Source organism: Flavobacterium sp. (genome assembly GCF_049240005.1).
Taxonomy (GTDB): Bacteria; Bacteroidota; Bacteroidia; order Flavobacteriales; family Flavobacteriaceae; genus Flavobacterium.
Genome location: NZ_JBMLTK010000024.1, coordinates 19,270 through 34,578 on the forward strand (window position 1 = coordinate 19,270; position 15,309 = coordinate 34,578).

Below are 15,309 nucleotides of genomic sequence, written 5' to 3' on the forward strand. Positions count from 1 at the left end.
TTCACTCATTTTTGTTACAATTTCGCTTTAGATTTTATCATTTCGATTTGAGGCAATCAATAAATTAATAAACTTTCCGTAGCTCGAAATACCGTCTTTTTGACTGTTGAATTTAAGGAAATTATCGTAAAAAGTTTCGAATATTTTTTCCACGAAAGTGGACTTTCCCTTCCAAAACGCATCGGCTTCTTCAAAATTTCGAAGGACTCCCTGATTAATCGATTTCTGATAGAAATTTAAAACAACCGGATTCTTAAACTTCCACATATTCAAACAATAACGCAAGGCTGTGGCATGAGCCGCATACTGCAAGTGTAAATCGGTTGCCGCTGACGTAACTTGAAAAGCGTAAAAATTACATTCACTTTCGCTACCAACACCCAGCTGATGCGCCATTTCGTGCGCAATCGTAAAACTTCGGTTAAAGTTAGGCGACTCGCAATTGTACTGCGCTTCGCCCGAAAACGGATTCAAATAGCCCGTAAATCCCATGTAACTTAAGGCCAAACTGTACGACGACTTTTTGACACTTGGCGTTTCATAGTTCAATGCGTAATCGGGTAAATACCAGTATTTCAAAACAGTATTTTCAACCGCTGCATCTGAAACGGTTTGCCGAACGGCTGTTGATTTATTCTTAGTAATTTCAAATTGCAGCCGATTGCTTTCGCGAATCAGTTTTCGCGTTAACGCATGCAATTCGGTATCGCTGTATTCCAAATTCCAGTTTTGTTTTTCAGCGAGCGAAGGTCCGTAGTAGTTGAACGCCCACAGTACGTGAAACAGCAAATACAAAATGGCGCACGTACGCAGCAACAACGGAAATACAATTTGAATGAACTTTTTCCGGTTCCGAATCGTTGAGATTAACAAGTACAATCCTAAAAGGGTGTAGGCAATATCGCCAATCGAAAACGAAAAATAGCCCGTAAACGTTCGGAAAGTCGTAGCGATTTTGGGATAAAAGCTCGTTTGATAGAACGCAATAAAAGTATTCGAGTTGCCAAGGATTTTCACAACTAGCACAACAACAAGCAAATACGAAAGGCTGCGCGCTAAATTGCCGTAACGCGGGCTGTACAATTCTAAAAACTGCTTTAATTTCTCGACCTGCTTCACTTGCTTGTTGTATTTTCGTGGCTCAAACCGCCATTTTATGAACGAGCAAGTTAGAAATTTAGTTCCAAACCCGATTTGGAAAAACTTCGCAGATTTAAACGCTGTGCCACGACCGTCGAAACAAGAAGCCCGAGTGATTGCTTTTATGCAAGAATTTGGCAAAAAGTTGAACTTGGAAACCTACACCGACGAGGTTGGTAACGTCATTATAAAAAAACCGGCGACTCCGGGTATGGAAAATCGGCAAACTGTTGTGCTGCAAAGCCATCTGGATATGGTGCACCAGAAAAATGCCGAAACAGTTTTCGATTTTCAAACACAAGGTATCGACATGTATGTGGATGGCGATTGGGTGCGAGCGCGCGGAACCACATTGGGCGCCGATAACGGACTAGGTGTTGCCACCATCATGGCTGTTTTAGAAAGTACCGATTTGCCGCATCCGGCTATCGAAGCCCTGTTTACTATCGATGAAGAAACAGGAATGACCGGCGCCATGAATCTGCAAGGCGGCGTGCTCACAGGCGATATTCTCCTAAATTTAGATACCGAAGAAGACGATGAAATCGACATTGGCTGCGCCGGCGGATTAGACGTTACCGCACAAGCCGTTTACAATTCGGAACCTACGCCCGAGCATTCGCTTGCGTTTAAACTTATAGTGCGCGGTTTGCAAGGCGGACACTCCGGCATGGACATCCACAAAGGCTTGGGTAACGCCAACAAAATCATGAACCGATTGCTGTTTGGCGGCTTCGACAATTTTGGTTTGCAAATTGCAAGTATAGTGGGCGGAAGTTTGCGCAATGCTATTCCGCGCGAGAGCGTAGCGCATTTTGTGATTGCACAGTTGTACGACGGTGCTTTTCAATTAGACATTCAAGAAATTATAGACGACATCAAAGCTGAATTTGCAACCACCGAACCGCAGTTGGAAATTGAATTGGTTCCGGCCGAGCTACCCGAAACGGTTATGGATGTTGCGGCCCAGGAAGCTGTGTTACGTGCTATTTATGCGGCGCACAACGGCGTATATCGCATGAGTGCCGACATGCCCGATTTGGTGGAAACCTCGAATAATGTCGCCAAAGTAACCATTGAAAACGGACAATTGAGCATTCAGTGTTTAACGCGCTCGTCGGTTGAAACTTCGAAATACGATTTAGCTAATGCGTTGAAATCGGCTTTTGAGTTGGCGGGTTGCGAGGTTTTGTTTTCGGGCAGTTATCCGGGTTGGAAGCCCAAACCTGAGTCGGATATTGTGCAATTGCTCGCCAAAACGTACACCGATTTATTTGGTTCGAAACCGCGTGTTGTAGCGTGTCATGCCGGTTTAGAGTGCGGTATTTTAGGCAAGAATTATCCAAAGATGGACATGGTTTCGTTTGGTCCGACGATTTTAGGAGCGCATTCGCCCGACGAGCGTGCCTCAATTACTTCGGTTCAGAAATTCTGGAAATTGTTTAGTACGGTTCTGGCGAATATTCCGGAGAGGAAGTAGTTTTTTAGAAGTTAGAGACGAGAGGCGAGAGGCTGGACACGAGTCCCGATAGCTATCGGGATAGACTTCGTGAGTTCACCACTTTACGTATCGTTTTTCCACCCGAACCCATGTATCGTCGGTGCCTGAGCTTGTCGAAGGCCGGTGCGATTTTTTGGTGGCTTGACACGTTCTGTGTTTTCCTCAACAGTTCTATATTTCGAAATAATCTGTGAGCTTTGGTGTTTTCTGTGCGGTTAAAAAAGCTGGTGCCTGAGCCTGTCGAAGGCCAATCTTTCTTTTTCCCTTTTTTCTATTTTTTCTATTTTTTTATTTGCAACTCCCCCCGGGTGAGCGACAGCAGCGGCATTCTTTGCGGCGTTATCGTATTTCCACCATCCGTGCGCCGGAAAGATACAGCGGATGGCGCGACGGCGGTTCAGTGAAACGTTTGCGAAGCGCTATCCCTGCACCGCCGGCACCCCCAAATAAAAATTTACGTAAAAAACGCCGCGCTGTACTTCGGTAACTAGCGTTCAATCCGTTTAATTCTCTGTAATCGTGTATGTTGTGGTGGTGCGCTCGCTGCAGTTGAAAAAACCTAAAGGATAATTATCCGGATTAGTGGTGTTAACAATGTTTCCGCGAACCGTAGCTGGAGGCGATTGAAACGGACTACCGCCATTACTTCCCGCAACACTCAACAAAATGTTCATGTAGTTGTAATACCGCTCGGATATGCCCATGAAACTGATGTCGATCGTCTGACCCACTTCTAAATTCTCGTCTGTGAAATAATCAAAAATTTGGTTTCCTTGATTAAAACGATCGTCGGTTACTTCAAAAAACGGAATAGCCGCATACGATGCTTTGTAACGAAACAAATAAAAATCGACACTAGGCGCCGGATCGGTATAAAACGCCTTAATTTCAATGTCCTCGCCGGTAAATCCGCCCGCTAAATTCTGTTCGATCTTATCAATCACCGGAACTCGTTTCAAGGTTTCGGTAGCGGTGTAGGTTTGCCCATCGACAACCACCGTTAAGGTGTACACCTCGTCGATTTGCGGAACAAAAGTCGTACAAATGTAATTGCCTGTATTGGGCTGATTCACAAAATCAAAGGTTTGCCCACTTTGCGAACGTACAGTAACCACCGCGCCTTGAACGGTGGGTATCAGCTGACTGTTGTACGGTGCGGTTTTCGATAACTTAATGGTTTGCACATTGCCCGCCGTGCCTTTTTCCCACTGGATCGATGCATCGATGACGAGTTTCTCAGGAGCTGTGTCTAAGCCTACAGTTATTACTTCTTCGCAACTCATCAAACTAAAAGCCGCTAAACAAAAAAGGATATATATTTTTTTCATGATTTCTTAGAATTTAAAGTTATAACTCACCGCCGGAACTGCTCCGAAAATAGAGAAGCGTGCTGCCTCGTTACGCCCAGTGAATTCGTTTTGCGAAAAGCTAATCGAAGCGGCGTTCATCCGATTGTACACGTTATACACGCTAAAAACCCATTCGCTTTGCCAACCTTTCTTTTTGTCGGGTTTTGGTGTATAAGTAACTGCTAAATCCAAGTGGTGAAACGTCGGAAGCCTATCGCCGTTTCGCAAGCCGTAACTCGGAACGGTAATGCCTTGGTATTGGTATTGTCCGTTCGGAAAAGTAGCTGGTTGTCCGGTTTGTAGGATGAAGTTGGCCGAGTACGTCCATTTTTTAGACGGCACATAACTTCCGGTAACGGCCAAGTTGTGCGTTTTATCAAATACAGACGAGTACCATTGTCCGTTGTTGATACCGGTTTCCGTGGCGTTACGTCCCGGAGTTCGTTGTTCGGATTTCGACAAAGTATAAGAAACCCAGCCGTTGATTTTCCCCGAGTTTTTTCGCGCCAAAATTTCCAAACCGTAAGCGCGGAGCTCGCCGTTAAGAATCACTTGCTCCAAAGCTTCGTTCGCAATTAAGTCGGCTCCGTCGATATAATCAATGCGGTTTTGCACGGTTTTGTAAAACGATTCAACTTCCAGCGAATAATCTCCGTTTCTGAAATTCTTAAAATATCCAACAGCAGTTTGATCGGCAATTTGCGGTCGGATGTACTGGTCGCTGGGTGTCCAAACATCAAGTGGTGTCGGAGAAGCCGTATTGGTTACGAGTTGCAGGTATTGTACCATGCGGTTGTAACTGGCCTTTACCGAGGTATCGCCGTTAAAAGCGTAGGATACTGAGAATCGCGGTTCTAGGAAATCGTAAGTTTTAATCACTTCTCCCGAATCGTATACACGTGTGCCGATTGGCGTGGCTTTTTCGTAAATCTGCAATTCTTGGTTAAAAATCACCGGATTGTTATCGGCGTATAAATTCACGGTCGATTGTCCCATGCGATAAAACTGACTGTAACGTAAACCGTAATAAAAGCTCAGTTTTTGCGAGGCTTTGTGTTCGGCTTCCAGGTAAGCTGCGGGTTCGAATGCGTATTTTTTATCGAGTTGTCGGCGGTTAATTCCCGACGATTCGCCTACCGGAATAATCGTTCCTGGGTTAAAATCGTAGTAAATACCGTTCACGCCGTATCCCAATTTCCAGGTATCGCTTAAATAGTGTTTAAAGTCGTATTTCAGGTTGTAGTTTTTGATACCCGAATCGTATTTGAATCCGATGAAATCGAGCGTAAGTCCATAGTAGTAATCGCTGTAAATTGCCGATAAGTTACTGAATAACTTGTCGTTATAAATGTGGTTCCAGCGTAAATTTAGCGTGGCGTTTCCGTAAATGTTCTCAAAGCTACCCGAAAGGTTAAAAACATCGCGACCAAAGTAACCCGAAAGGTACAGGCTGTTGTTGTCGTTTAGTTTGTAGCTAATTTTGGTGTTGAGGTCGTAAAAGTAGGCGCTGTTGCGGTTATCGGTAAGTTTCAAGAACAGGTGTGCGTATGAAGATCGACCGGCTACCAGAAACGAACCTTTGTCTTTGTCGAACGGACCTTCAGCAAGTAACCTGCTCGCAATCAATCCGATTCCTCCTGTCATCGAGAATTTTTTGGAATTACCGTCTTTTTGATAAATGTCTAATACCGATGAGGCTCTTCCGCCAAAGCGCGAGGGAATTCCGCCCTTATACAATTTTAGATCTTTTATCGCGTCGGGATTAAACACCGAAAAGAATCCAAATACGTGCGAGGAGTTAAAAATAACCGCTTCGTCTAGCAGGATGAGGTTTTGGTCGGCACCACCACCGCGTACGTTAAATCCCGAAGCACCTTCGCCGGCATTGGTGACGCCTGGGAGCAGAAGAATCGACTTAATTACGTCGACTTCCCCCAAAACAACAGGCATTTTTTTGATGGTTTCGATCGAGAGTTTGTTCACGCTCATTTCCGGCCGTCGGATCACGGCTTTCGGTTTTTCTGTGATCACAACTTCTTCCAGTTCCTGACCTTCGGGTGTTAAACTGATGTTTTTACGCAAGTCGGAAGTTAACTGAATATCAATAACTTGAGTTCCGTAACCCACATAGCTGATTTCCAGTTTGTAGTTTCCTTCGGGTAACGTGATCGAGTAAAACCCGTATTCGTTGGTGGCGGCGCCCGATTTGGTTTCGGGAGCGTACAAATTCACGCCGATTAGCGTTTCGTTGGTCGATGAATCGGTGATGGTACCACTAATGGTGTGCGATTTTTGCCCAAAGCTACATTGAACTACCAGTGCTAAGGCAAGTAGAAATTTTGATTTAAACATAGTTCGTTTTTGATTTTGACGCTGCAAAGATGCACACTATTAACGCCTCAAGTGTTGTGTTTTGTTTAACGATTTTAAAATTTAAGATTTTTTTGTGATATGCCCTTATAAGTCCGACACCCAAAGCGCCGAAACGGATTTTTGGAAAGTATCTTCTTTTTTTGGGCGCGCCGGCAAACGAGTCGTCGCTGCGCAAAAGTGGTTCACGCCGTCACGTGTTCCGCTAAATCTTTTAGGCAAAACGGCAGTGGAAAAGCGTAATGCCTAAAAGGATATCGCTGCACCCGTTCGCGCGGGGAAGGTGCGCAAGGGAAAAATAGAAAAAAGTGAAAAAAATGGAAAAATAGAAAGAATGAAAAAATGGAAAAAAGCGAGAGAAGCTAAAAAGCTAACAGCTAACAGCTAACAGCTAAAAAGCTAAAAAATAGAAAAAAGCGAAAATGGAGCACGATGTTTCACAAAGTTTTTCACGATGTACGCAATGCTGCCTTCGATAAGCTGCCTTCGACAAGCTCAGGCACCGACGATACGTGGTTTGGGTTGGGCAAAACGATACGTGTATTGGTGAACGTCGCGAAGTCTAGCTTCTAGTTTCTAGCTTCTAGTTTCTCAAAAAAATCTCCATTAGCCTTCGACAAGCTCAGGCACCGGCCTACGATACGTGGGTTAGGGCGGGAAAACGACACGTAAAGTGGTGAACGTCATGAAGTCTAGCTTCTGGTGTCTAGCTTCTAACTTCCCCAAAAACGATACGTAAAATGGTGAACGTCACAATCCCAATAGCTATCATTACTAGCTTCCCCAAACGATACTCCTTACAAGATATATCCGAAGACAATTCCTAAAATAATCGCCAGTAGTTTTGCGAAATTAAACTTGTGATTTTCAGATGTTTCAAAGATTATTGTCGACGAAATATGGAACAATATTCCCACGACAACCGCCGAAAAATAGTGCTGTAGCGACTGTATTTGCTGCAAATTCGACGCTAAAAACGTTCCCAACGGCGTTGCAACGGCAAATCCCAACATGAAAAGGATAACCACAGTGTTCGATAAATTGGCTTGTCGGAAAAATTGCGTTAAAATAACGGCGATTGGCAAATGGTGAACGGCAATTCCCCACGCCAATTCCGATTCGGCGGCCACCGGAATACCTTCGATAAGTGCGTGAATACCCAACGAAACTGCCAAAATGAGCGGAACACGAGTCATTGATTTGCCTCCGTGAACATGCCCATGCTCGGCGCCTTTCGAAAAATACTCCAAGATGATTTGCAGCAGAATTCCAGACATAATTAACAAACCAATGGTCGAATATTCCGACTCATACGAACGACTGTAAATCTCAGGAAGTAAGTGCAAAACCGTGAGCGAAAGCAGAAAAGCGCCGCTAAAAGCAAGCAACAGTTTTAGTCCGGTTTTCTTTTTCGGTTTGTATAGAAATCCGATTATCAGCCCGAGAACTACAGAAAGAAAAGGAATCAGTAATGCTGTCATTTAAATAAGAGTATCAAGCGTTCGCTGCTTAGCGGATGGTACTTTCTAAGTTTGTAATCGCCAAAAACATCAAGCAAATGAATGCCCGCCTGTTCCATAAGTTGTTCGAAATCGGCTAATCGAAGCGCCTTAACTTTTTCGGTAAATGCATATTGTTTTCCTTGATCTTCAAAGCGAATTTCCTTATAAATATACCCGTCGATTTCAAAGCGCTTAATGTGAAACGCAATGCCGTCAACTTCTTTTACTTCTTCCGGAACTAAGTGTGGAATCACAAAATCGACATTCATAAAATCGATGACGCCAAATCCGTATTCGTTAAGCGAATCGCGAATGGCTTCGAGCGTTTTCAGGTTATCGTTGTCGTTTTCGAAGTAACCAAAACTGGTAAACAGGTTGAAAATTGCATCGAATTGACGGTCGAACGGTTCACGCATGTCGTGTACAACAAATTGCAGCGAATCGTTTTCAAAAGCTTTTGCCTCATCAATGCTGTTGTGCGATAAATCGGCGCCAACCACGCGGTATCCCAGCTGATTCAAATAACGAGAATGTCGTCCTTTTCCACAAGCCAAATCGAGTATTTCGGCATGCTCAGGTAAATTTAGATATGCTGTTATATTGTCGATAAAGAGTCGCGCCTCCTTATAATCGCGATCTTTATAAAGAATGTGGTAGTAGGGAGTATCGAACCACGAAGCGTACCAATGAGTATCTTCTGGAACCGTATTGTTGGTCATTCCGCTTATTTTGGTGCAAATTTACGTTATTTTTGCAAGGTTTTTTTGACGAAAATAAGTCGAATTACACCTTCGTACATGTCAGATAATTTTAAAATGATTGCCAAAACGTTCTTTGGATTCGAGCCTTTGCTGGAAGCCGAACTGCGTAATTTAGGAGCACAGCAAGTAGAATCGGGCACGCGAGCCGTTAGTTTTGTGGGCGATAAAGGTTTTATGTACAAAGCCAATCTCGCTTTGCGTACGGCTTTGAAAATTCTGAAACCGATAAAGTCGTTTCGTGCACTAAACGAAAAAATGCTGTACGAAGGGATTCAAAAAATCGATTGGTCAGAGTTTTTACGTGTAGAATCGAGTTTTGTGATCGACGCGACAGTACATTCCGACTTTTTCAAGCACTCGGAATTTGTTGCACAAAAAACCAAAGACGCTATTGTAGATCAGTTTCGTGAACGTCAAGGAGCACGCCCAAGTGTTGAAAAGCGTTTCCCTGATTTGCGGATTAATGTACACATCGACCGCGAAACGGTAACGGTTTCATTAGATTCATCGGGTGCGTCATTGCACCAACGCGGCTATCGTACGGCTACTAACATAGCGCCCATCAATGAGGTTTTGGCAGCGGGTATGTTGTTGCATGCAGGCTGGCGCGGACAATCCGATTTTCTCGATCCGATGTGCGGAAGCGGCACTATACTGATTGAGGCAGCAATGATTGCGTGCAATATTCCAGCAAACCTCAATCGAAAAGAATTTGCCTTTGAAAAATGGCGCGATTGGGATTTTGAGTTATTTGAAACCGTTTTGGATTCGTTGATGAAAAAGGTTGTCGATTTTGATTTTTCGATGATCGGTTTTGATAAAGCGCCAAGTGCAGTGGCTAAAGCTACCGAAAACGTAAAGCAAGCCAATCTTTCGGAATACATTTCTATAAAGCACTTAAACTTCTTTGAAACGGAGAAAGGAACCGACGAGCCTTTATTTATGTTATTTAATCCGCCTTATGGCGAACGTTTAGATATCGATTTGGAGCGTTTTTATCGCGAGCTGGGTGATACGCTCAAGCAGCACTACGCCAATACTTCAGCCTGGTTTATTACGGCGAATTTAGAAGCCTTGAAATTTGTTGGGTTGAAACCGTCGCGAAAAATCAAATTGTTTAATGCTAATTTGGAAAGCCGATTGGTGAATTACCAAATGTACAGTGGAAGTAAACGTTTAAAGTTCAATCAAAATTCCGATGAAAAAATCAACTAAAGCCTTTGTTTTTCAGGCCATATCTTTTGCTTTCTTCTTTATAATTTGCCGTGTTATTTTAGGCGAGTTTTCCGATCTAGAACCTATTTGGAAAGCAGTTACCTCGGCAGTAGTGGCCACAATTCTAGCACCTAAATTTCAAGCTGTGAAAACCTCGCAGGGCGAACGTTTGTTTGTTTCGTGGCTTTTTCTAAAGGAAGTAAAAGAAATAAAATAGTTGTTATTTCTTTTTCTTTTTCTCGGCAGAAACGCCTTTATCTTTCTTATACAGCGGTAAGAAATAACTTACGGTATAGTTGAAGCCAACGCCAAAGCGGTCGTTGTAGGTACGATTATAACCAGGAATATACAGGTTTTCGAATCCGCTTGGGTCTTTCTCTTGTATCATAATGTTTAGTCGGAAGCTAAAGCCTACGAAGACATTCGTGAACACTTGTGCTTTAATGCCGGCAACCGTTTCAATCCAGTGCGCTGTTAGCCCATTGTATTCGCGGTTAACGTCGATGAAATCGCCATTTCCAAAATACGGATTAGGGTTATAAACCTTGTAACTATTAAGCGTTTGCGAAAAGGTACTAAAGCCGTAGCGCAATCCGACATTTACCATGTTTTCGAGTTGCAGCCAGTTTTGATGCGTGTTGTAATCGAAACCTATTTTAAGGTACTGGCCGCGCGTTGTAGCGTTAATCTGTGGTTCGCGCGTATCTCGCTTTTCTGTACCGATTTCCGCGGCAGCGAAATACCGCTTCGATAACCGAAAGTCGCCAGTAAATTCAACACCTTGGTAGTCCTTATCGTAAAGACTTCGCGTTAAGCGGTGTAAATCGATGCCCACGCGCAAGCCATAACGATCCTTGAATTTAGGTAGCGAATCGGTAGTTTGCGACCAACCCAGCATCGAAAAGAGCAGGAAAAAACTAGAAATATATTTTAACGTGGATTTCATTTTCGGTTTCGATGTCTGATTGTAAAATTTCAATACTGTTGATCCACACATTACCACTAGTAACTGTGATTGGTGCCAACGGATTAGTTGGCGGATTTAATTTATAAGTGGTTTTATATCCGCAAGCTCTCGATACATACGCATTTAGTCGGCTGTAGTTGATTACAATTTGGTCTTCAAAAATTAAATCTTGGTTCGGACTGTTGTAATTCAACGTTAGGTTATAAACGACTTGGTCGGCTTCGGTATTGAGCGGAAGACCGATCCTGTTCCCGTTCGATAAAAAGCGTTGTTCCGAAACCGGCGAATCTATAGGGATACTCTCATTCAATACTAAAGCTTCTTCTTGACCTTCGCCAATAACATATAAATTAGTCAGGTTTTTAAGTACCGCCGGATTGTTTGTATCGTAAAATTCAATCAGTAACCGCGGCGTTGTAGATTGCCCGGGATCGCAAATGTCGTCCTTCTCACAAGAGCTGAACGATAAAACCACAATACAAAATAGGAGTAACTTTTTCATGAAGGCTTGTAAAGACTAATTTTTAAGCGATAAAAGTACAACATTTTCTACGTGATGTGTTTGCGGAAACATATCAACTGGTTTTACGCGTACTACTTCATATTTCTCATCTAAAAGTGCTAAATCTCTGGCTTGCGTAGCCGAATTACAGCTTACATATACCACTTTCTGCGGAGCTACTTTTAAAATCTGAGCCACAACATCTTTGTGCATCCCATCGCGAGGCGGGTCGGTTATAATTACGTCGGGTTTGCCGTTTTGCGCAATAAAATTGTCGGTAAAAATATCTTTCATATCGCCGGCATAAAACACGCAATTGTCTATTTTATTGTTTGCGGCGTTCAACTTCGCATCGGCAATGGCGGCAGGAACAGCTTCAACTCCCACTACTTTTTTTGCTTTTTTGGAAACAAATTGTGCAATGGTTCCAGTTCCGGTATAAAGGTCGTACACGATTTCTTCTCCGGTTAGTCCGGCAAAATCGCGTGTAACTTTGTACAATTCGTACGCTTGTTCGCTGTTGGTTTGGTAGAACGACTTAGCATTTATGCGAAACTGCAAGCCTTCCATTTCTTCTACGATGTACTCGCGACCCGACCAAACCAAAATATCTTGGTCGTAAATGGTGTCGTTTGCTTTTTCGTTTACGACATAAAGTAACGAAGTGATTTCCGGGAAACTGGTTTGCAAGTACGTCATTACCTGTGCAATACCGTTTTTATCATTTTCAAAAAACTGCACCAAAACCATTACTTCACCTGTTGAAGTGGTTCGAATCATTAGCGTTCGCAACAATCCAGCGCGATTTCTCGGATCGTAAAACGCCAGTCCGTTCTCATCTGCGTAAGCGCGCAATCCATTTCGAATGGCGTTCGACGGATCGGCTTGCAACTGACAATCAGTTATATTTAGAATTTTATCCCACATCTTTGGAATATGAAATCCAAGCGCGTTCCGATCGTTGAAAACCGTATCCGATTGCATTTCCTCAGGCGAAAGCCAGCGGCTGTTTGAGAAACCAAATTCCATTTTATTACGGTAGAAGTAGCGTTTTTCGGAACCTAAAATAGTTTCAAATTCGGGCAAGTTAATCTTACCAATACGCTCCAAGTGGTTTTTAACTTCATTGAATTTGTAATCCAACTGTTTTTCGTAGCTCATGTTTTGCCATTTGCAACCGCCACAAATACCAAAATGTTTGCAGGCCGGCTCAACGCGATCACTCGAGTATTCATGAAAGGCAACAGCTTTACCTTCGTAGTAACTGTTCTTCTTCTTGTAAATCTGAACATCTACTACATCGCCCGGAACCACATTCGGAATAAATATAACCCGACCGTCGGGTGCTTTTGCCACGCACACTCCTTTAGCACCGGCATCCTGAATAGTTATTTTCTCGAAAAGTTTCTTGTCTGAGTTACGTTTTCTTCCCATGCGGCAAAGGTAAACCTTTCCTTAATTTTTATCGTATATACTCCAAAATCCATGTAGAAAAAATCGTACAAATTCGATAATTGTACAACAAAGAATTCTACCACTTTTACAAACTTGAATCGTTTTATGAGACTTTACGAAACCTTATCACGACTGCCTTTTATCAAAAACGGATACGCACGAAAGTTCTTATTCGTTGCATTCATGGGAATACATATTCCTATTTTGGGATTAACATATTATCTAGCCTTAAAGCACGATGAATTTAACCCAACAACGGCACTAGTCATCTGTTTGATTTGTACGTTGTTAGCAACAGCTATAACTTTGTATGTTTTAAATGGTCTAGTGCGCCCGATTAAAAAGCTGGTTGATGCTATTAACCGCTATAAAAAAGATAGGAGTATCGCTGCCATTGATGTCAATACCGACGATGAAGTCGGCCAGCTAATCAATCACACCCTTGATGCGATGCGAAACAATGAAGAATTGCTCCGCCAAAAGCAAGATTTGATGCATTTGTTCTCGCACGATTTGAAAAATTTTGCACTGAATCCCGAATTGCTGGCAACAGAAATTATCGAATCTAATCCAAGTCCAAGCATAAAACATTCTGCGGAATTAATTCTGCAAACCGCACAGCGACAAAAACAGTTTTTGGCCAGCTTTGTTACGCTAATCCAAGAAGAAGAAAAGTTATCAAAACTTACGTACAAAGTTAAATCAGTAAGTGGCGCAGCATTAGTAAGCGACCTACGAACAGTTTTCGCGAACAAAGCAGCCGAAAAGAATGTAAGTTTGGTTTTCTCCGGCGAATCGGTCTCCGGACACATTAGAATGGATCGCGATGCCTTGCAATTTGTACTTCGCGCTTTGGTCGATAACGCCATCAAATACACCCCAACAAACGGAACTGTTACCGTTTCGTTCTCTAAACAAAATCATTATTTTACAGTAAGTGTTGCCGATACTGGAATTGGCTTTAACGACAAACAAGCGCAAACACTGTTCGATAAGTTTTCACCACTTATTCGACGCGGAACCGAAAACGAATCCTCTTCCGGTATTAGTTTGTATCTCGCCAAACAAATTATGAAGAAAGCGGGAAGTGATATCGAAACGCGCAGCAACGGCGAAAACCAAGGCGCTACTTTCAGTTTTTCGCTCAGAACCTACCGAGTTCGCTAAGAGGGCCGTTTTTCAACCCATCTCGCTTCGTAGCGCATACAATTATTAAATTCGCAATTTCGTGACGCCGTTACAAAGGCATTTTCTATTTTTACAGTCACATTTCAAGAATTTTTTAAAACTGCGGTTATGAACGTATTGGAACAATCAAGTACTCAACATTTCATCGATATCGAAGATCGCCACGGCGCACACAACTACCATCCATTACCTGTAGTTCTCAGTCGCGGCGAAGGCGTTTTTGTTTGGGATGTCGATGGGAAAAAGTATTTCGACTTCCTTTCGGCGTATTCTGCGGTTAATCAAGGACATTGCCATCCAAAAATTATTAGCGCATTAGTCAATCAGGCGCAAACGCTCACCTTAACATCGCGTGCTTTTTACAACGATAAACTCGGTGCCTACGAAAAGTTTATCACTGAATATTTCGGTTACGACAAAGTTCTACCGATGAATACCGGCGCCGAAGCCGTGGAAACTGCCTTGAAAATTTGTCGCAAGTGGGCCTACGAAGTAAAGAAATTACCCGAAAATTCCGCACAAATTATCGTGTGCGACGGTAACTTCCACGGTCGAACAACCACTATAATTTCTTTTTCAGGCGACACCAACGCACGAAAAAATTTCGGGCCATATACCGAAGGCTTCATCCGAATTCCTTATAACGACGCAGCTGCGCTTGAAAATGCATTAGCAAACAATCCGAATGTTGCCGGATTTTTAGTTGAACCCATACAAGGCGAAGCCGGCGTTTACGTGCCCGATGCCGGTTATTTAGCCGCAACGAAAGCACTTTGCCAAAAACATAACGTTCTTTTTATTGCCGACGAAGTTCAAACCGGAATTGCCCGAACCGGACAGTTACTCGCCGTTTGTCACGAAGGAGTTAAAGCGGATATACTCGTACTTGGAAAAGCTGTTTCAGGCGGCGTTTATCCAGTAAGTGCCGTTTTAGCCGACAACGCAATCATGAACGTCATTAAACCCGGACAGCACGGCTCAACCTTTGGTGGAAATCCGTTGGCAGCAGCGGTTGCCGTAGCCGCGCTCGAGGTTGTGCGCGATGAACATTTGGCTCAAAATGCTGCGCGTTTAGGCGAAATGTTCCGTCGAGAAATTGGTAAATACGTCGAGAAATCCAATATCGCTAGCTTGGTTCGTGGAAAAGGTTTGCTTAACGCCATTGTAATTAACGACACGGAAGAGAGCGATACCGCATGGAATATTTGCGTGCGTATGGCCGAAAACGGCTTGCTAGCCAAACCAACTCACGGAAACATCATTCGCTTTGCGCCACCTTTGGTTATGACCGAAGAACAGCTGCTCGAATGTGTGGGCATAATCACAACAACATTACAAGAATTTGAATAAGTAATAAGA

Annotated in this window: 14 protein-coding genes; 6 read left to right on the forward strand and 8 right to left on the reverse strand. The window is 43.2% G+C overall.

Features of this window, described 5'->3' with window-relative positions:
* Positions 1-27: 27 nt before the first annotated feature.
* Positions 28-1,119 (reverse strand): DUF3810 domain-containing protein, encoded by a 1,092-nt coding sequence (locus tag ACOVQQ_RS01890; protein ID WP_421816691.1) that lies wholly within the window; start codon positions 1,117-1,119, stop codon positions 28-30.
* Between the two features lie 37 nt (positions 1,120-1,156).
* On the opposite strand from ACOVQQ_RS01890, the gene ACOVQQ_RS01895 reads away from it, so the two are divergent.
* The gene (locus tag ACOVQQ_RS01895; RefSeq protein ID WP_421816692.1) at positions 1,157-2,620 is read left to right on the forward strand and encodes an aminoacyl-histidine dipeptidase; all 1,464 of its coding nucleotides are present in this window, start codon (positions 1,157-1,159) and stop codon (positions 2,618-2,620) included.
* A 524-nt stretch (positions 2,621-3,144) separates the two neighbouring features.
* Here ACOVQQ_RS01895 and ACOVQQ_RS01900 read toward each other — a convergent pair.
* Complete coding sequence (locus ACOVQQ_RS01900) at positions 3,145-3,969, reverse strand: DUF4249 domain-containing protein (protein WP_421816693.1); 825 nt, start codon at positions 3,967-3,969, stop codon at positions 3,145-3,147.
* A 6-nt stretch (positions 3,970-3,975) separates the two neighbouring features.
* Positions 3,976-6,342 (reverse strand): TonB-dependent receptor, encoded by a 2,367-nt coding sequence (locus ACOVQQ_RS01905; RefSeq protein WP_421816694.1) that lies wholly within the window; start codon positions 6,340-6,342, stop codon positions 3,976-3,978.
* Between the two features lie 450 nt (positions 6,343-6,792).
* Here ACOVQQ_RS01905 and ACOVQQ_RS01910 point away from each other — a divergent pair, with 450 nt between their 5' ends.
* Positions 6,793-6,933, forward strand: coding sequence for a hypothetical protein (locus ACOVQQ_RS01910; RefSeq protein WP_421816695.1), 141 nt, complete (start codon positions 6,793-6,795; stop codon positions 6,931-6,933).
* A gap of 224 nt (positions 6,934-7,157) precedes the next feature.
* Here ACOVQQ_RS01910 and ACOVQQ_RS01915 read toward each other — a convergent pair whose 3' ends face one another.
* Together ACOVQQ_RS01915 and ACOVQQ_RS01920 are read right to left on the reverse strand one after the other, a co-directional pair.
* A complete protein-coding gene (locus ACOVQQ_RS01915) occupies positions 7,158-7,841 on the reverse strand; it encodes a ZIP family metal transporter (RefSeq protein WP_421816696.1) in 684 nt (227 codons plus the stop codon).
* Positions 7,838-8,581: a class I SAM-dependent methyltransferase gene (locus ACOVQQ_RS01920; RefSeq protein ID WP_421816697.1), complete on the reverse strand. Its 744-nt coding sequence runs from the start codon at positions 8,579-8,581 to the stop codon at positions 7,838-7,840. The genes ACOVQQ_RS01915 and ACOVQQ_RS01920 overlap by 4 nt, the downstream gene beginning before the upstream one ends.
* Before the next feature lie 78 nt (positions 8,582-8,659).
* On the opposite strand from ACOVQQ_RS01920, the gene ACOVQQ_RS01925 reads away from it, so the two are divergent.
* Together ACOVQQ_RS01925 and ACOVQQ_RS01930 are read left to right on the forward strand one after the other, a co-directional pair.
* Positions 8,660-9,838 carry a THUMP domain-containing class I SAM-dependent RNA methyltransferase gene (locus ACOVQQ_RS01925; protein ID WP_421816698.1) on the forward strand — a complete coding sequence of 393 codons (1,179 nt, stop codon included), beginning with the start codon at positions 8,660-8,662 and terminating at the stop codon, positions 9,836-9,838.
* Entirely contained in the window at positions 9,822-10,055 is a 234-nt protein-coding gene (locus ACOVQQ_RS01930) for a hypothetical protein (protein ID WP_298144836.1), read from the forward strand. The genes ACOVQQ_RS01925 and ACOVQQ_RS01930 overlap by 17 nt, the downstream gene beginning before the upstream one ends.
* Before the next feature lie 3 nt (positions 10,056-10,058).
* On the opposite strand, the gene ACOVQQ_RS01935 is transcribed toward ACOVQQ_RS01930, so the two are convergent.
* The 3 genes from ACOVQQ_RS01935 to rlmD are packed head-to-tail and all read right to left on the reverse strand — an operon-like array spanning position 10,059 to position 12,741.
* Positions 10,059-10,784: a DUF6048 family protein gene (locus ACOVQQ_RS01935; RefSeq protein ID WP_421816699.1), complete on the reverse strand. Its 726-nt coding sequence runs from the start codon at positions 10,782-10,784 to the stop codon at positions 10,059-10,061.
* Positions 10,756-11,307, reverse strand: coding sequence for a DUF6452 family protein (locus ACOVQQ_RS01940; protein WP_421816700.1), 552 nt, complete (start codon positions 11,305-11,307; stop codon positions 10,756-10,758). Before ACOVQQ_RS01940 ends, ACOVQQ_RS01935 begins: the two co-directional genes overlap by 29 nt.
* Positions 11,308-11,322: 15 nt before the next feature.
* Positions 11,323-12,741, reverse strand: a complete 1,419-nt coding sequence (gene rlmD / locus ACOVQQ_RS01945) for a 23S rRNA (uracil(1939)-C(5))-methyltransferase RlmD (protein ID WP_421816701.1) — start codon at positions 12,739-12,741, stop codon at positions 11,323-11,325.
* 126 nt (positions 12,742-12,867) lie between these two features.
* Here rlmD and ACOVQQ_RS01950 point away from each other — a divergent pair, with 126 nt between their 5' ends.
* A complete protein-coding gene (locus ACOVQQ_RS01950) occupies positions 12,868-13,929 on the forward strand; it encodes an ATP-binding protein (RefSeq protein WP_421816702.1) in 1,062 nt (353 codons plus the stop codon).
* A gap of 129 nt (positions 13,930-14,058) precedes the next feature.
* A complete protein-coding gene (rocD, locus tag ACOVQQ_RS01955) occupies positions 14,059-15,300 on the forward strand; it encodes an ornithine--oxo-acid transaminase (protein ID WP_421816703.1) in 1,242 nt (413 codons plus the stop codon).
* Positions 15,301-15,309 lie beyond the last annotated feature (9 nt).

Bases quoted from the DNA above. Each gene is read 5' to 3' on its own strand.
- ACOVQQ_RS01895 (WP_421816692.1), top strand. From the start codon at position 1,157: ATGAACGAGCAAGTTAGAAATTTAGTTCCAAACCCGATTTGGAAAAAC.
- ACOVQQ_RS01900 (WP_421816693.1), bottom strand. From the start codon at position 3,969: ATGAAAAAAATATATATCCTTTTTTGTTTAGCGGCTTTTAGTTTGATG.
- ACOVQQ_RS01905 (WP_421816694.1), bottom strand. From the start codon at position 6,342: ATGTTTAAATCAAAATTTCTACTTGCCTTAGCACTGGTAGTTCAATGT.
- ACOVQQ_RS01910 (WP_421816695.1), top strand. From the start codon at position 6,793: ATGTTTCACAAAGTTTTTCACGATGTACGCAATGCTGCCTTCGATAAG.
- ACOVQQ_RS01915 (WP_421816696.1), bottom strand. From the start codon at position 7,841: ATGACAGCATTACTGATTCCTTTTCTTTCTGTAGTTCTCGGGCTGATA.
- ACOVQQ_RS01920 (WP_421816697.1), bottom strand. From the start codon at position 8,581: ATGACCAACAATACGGTTCCAGAAGATACTCATTGGTACGCTTCGTGG.
- ACOVQQ_RS01925 (WP_421816698.1), top strand. From the start codon at position 8,660: ATGTCAGATAATTTTAAAATGATTGCCAAAACGTTCTTTGGATTCGAG.
- ACOVQQ_RS01930 (WP_298144836.1), top strand. From the start codon at position 9,822: ATGAAAAAATCAACTAAAGCCTTTGTTTTTCAGGCCATATCTTTTGCT.
- ACOVQQ_RS01935 (WP_421816699.1), bottom strand. From the start codon at position 10,784: ATGAAATCCACGTTAAAATATATTTCTAGTTTTTTCCTGCTCTTTTCG.
- ACOVQQ_RS01940 (WP_421816700.1), bottom strand. From the start codon at position 11,307: ATGAAAAAGTTACTCCTATTTTGTATTGTGGTTTTATCGTTCAGCTCT.
- rlmD (WP_421816701.1), bottom strand. From the start codon at position 12,741: ATGGGAAGAAAACGTAACTCAGACAAGAAACTTTTCGAGAAAATAACT.
- ACOVQQ_RS01950 (WP_421816702.1), top strand. From the start codon at position 12,868: ATGAGACTTTACGAAACCTTATCACGACTGCCTTTTATCAAAAACGGA.
- rocD (WP_421816703.1), top strand. From the start codon at position 14,059: ATGAACGTATTGGAACAATCAAGTACTCAACATTTCATCGATATCGAA.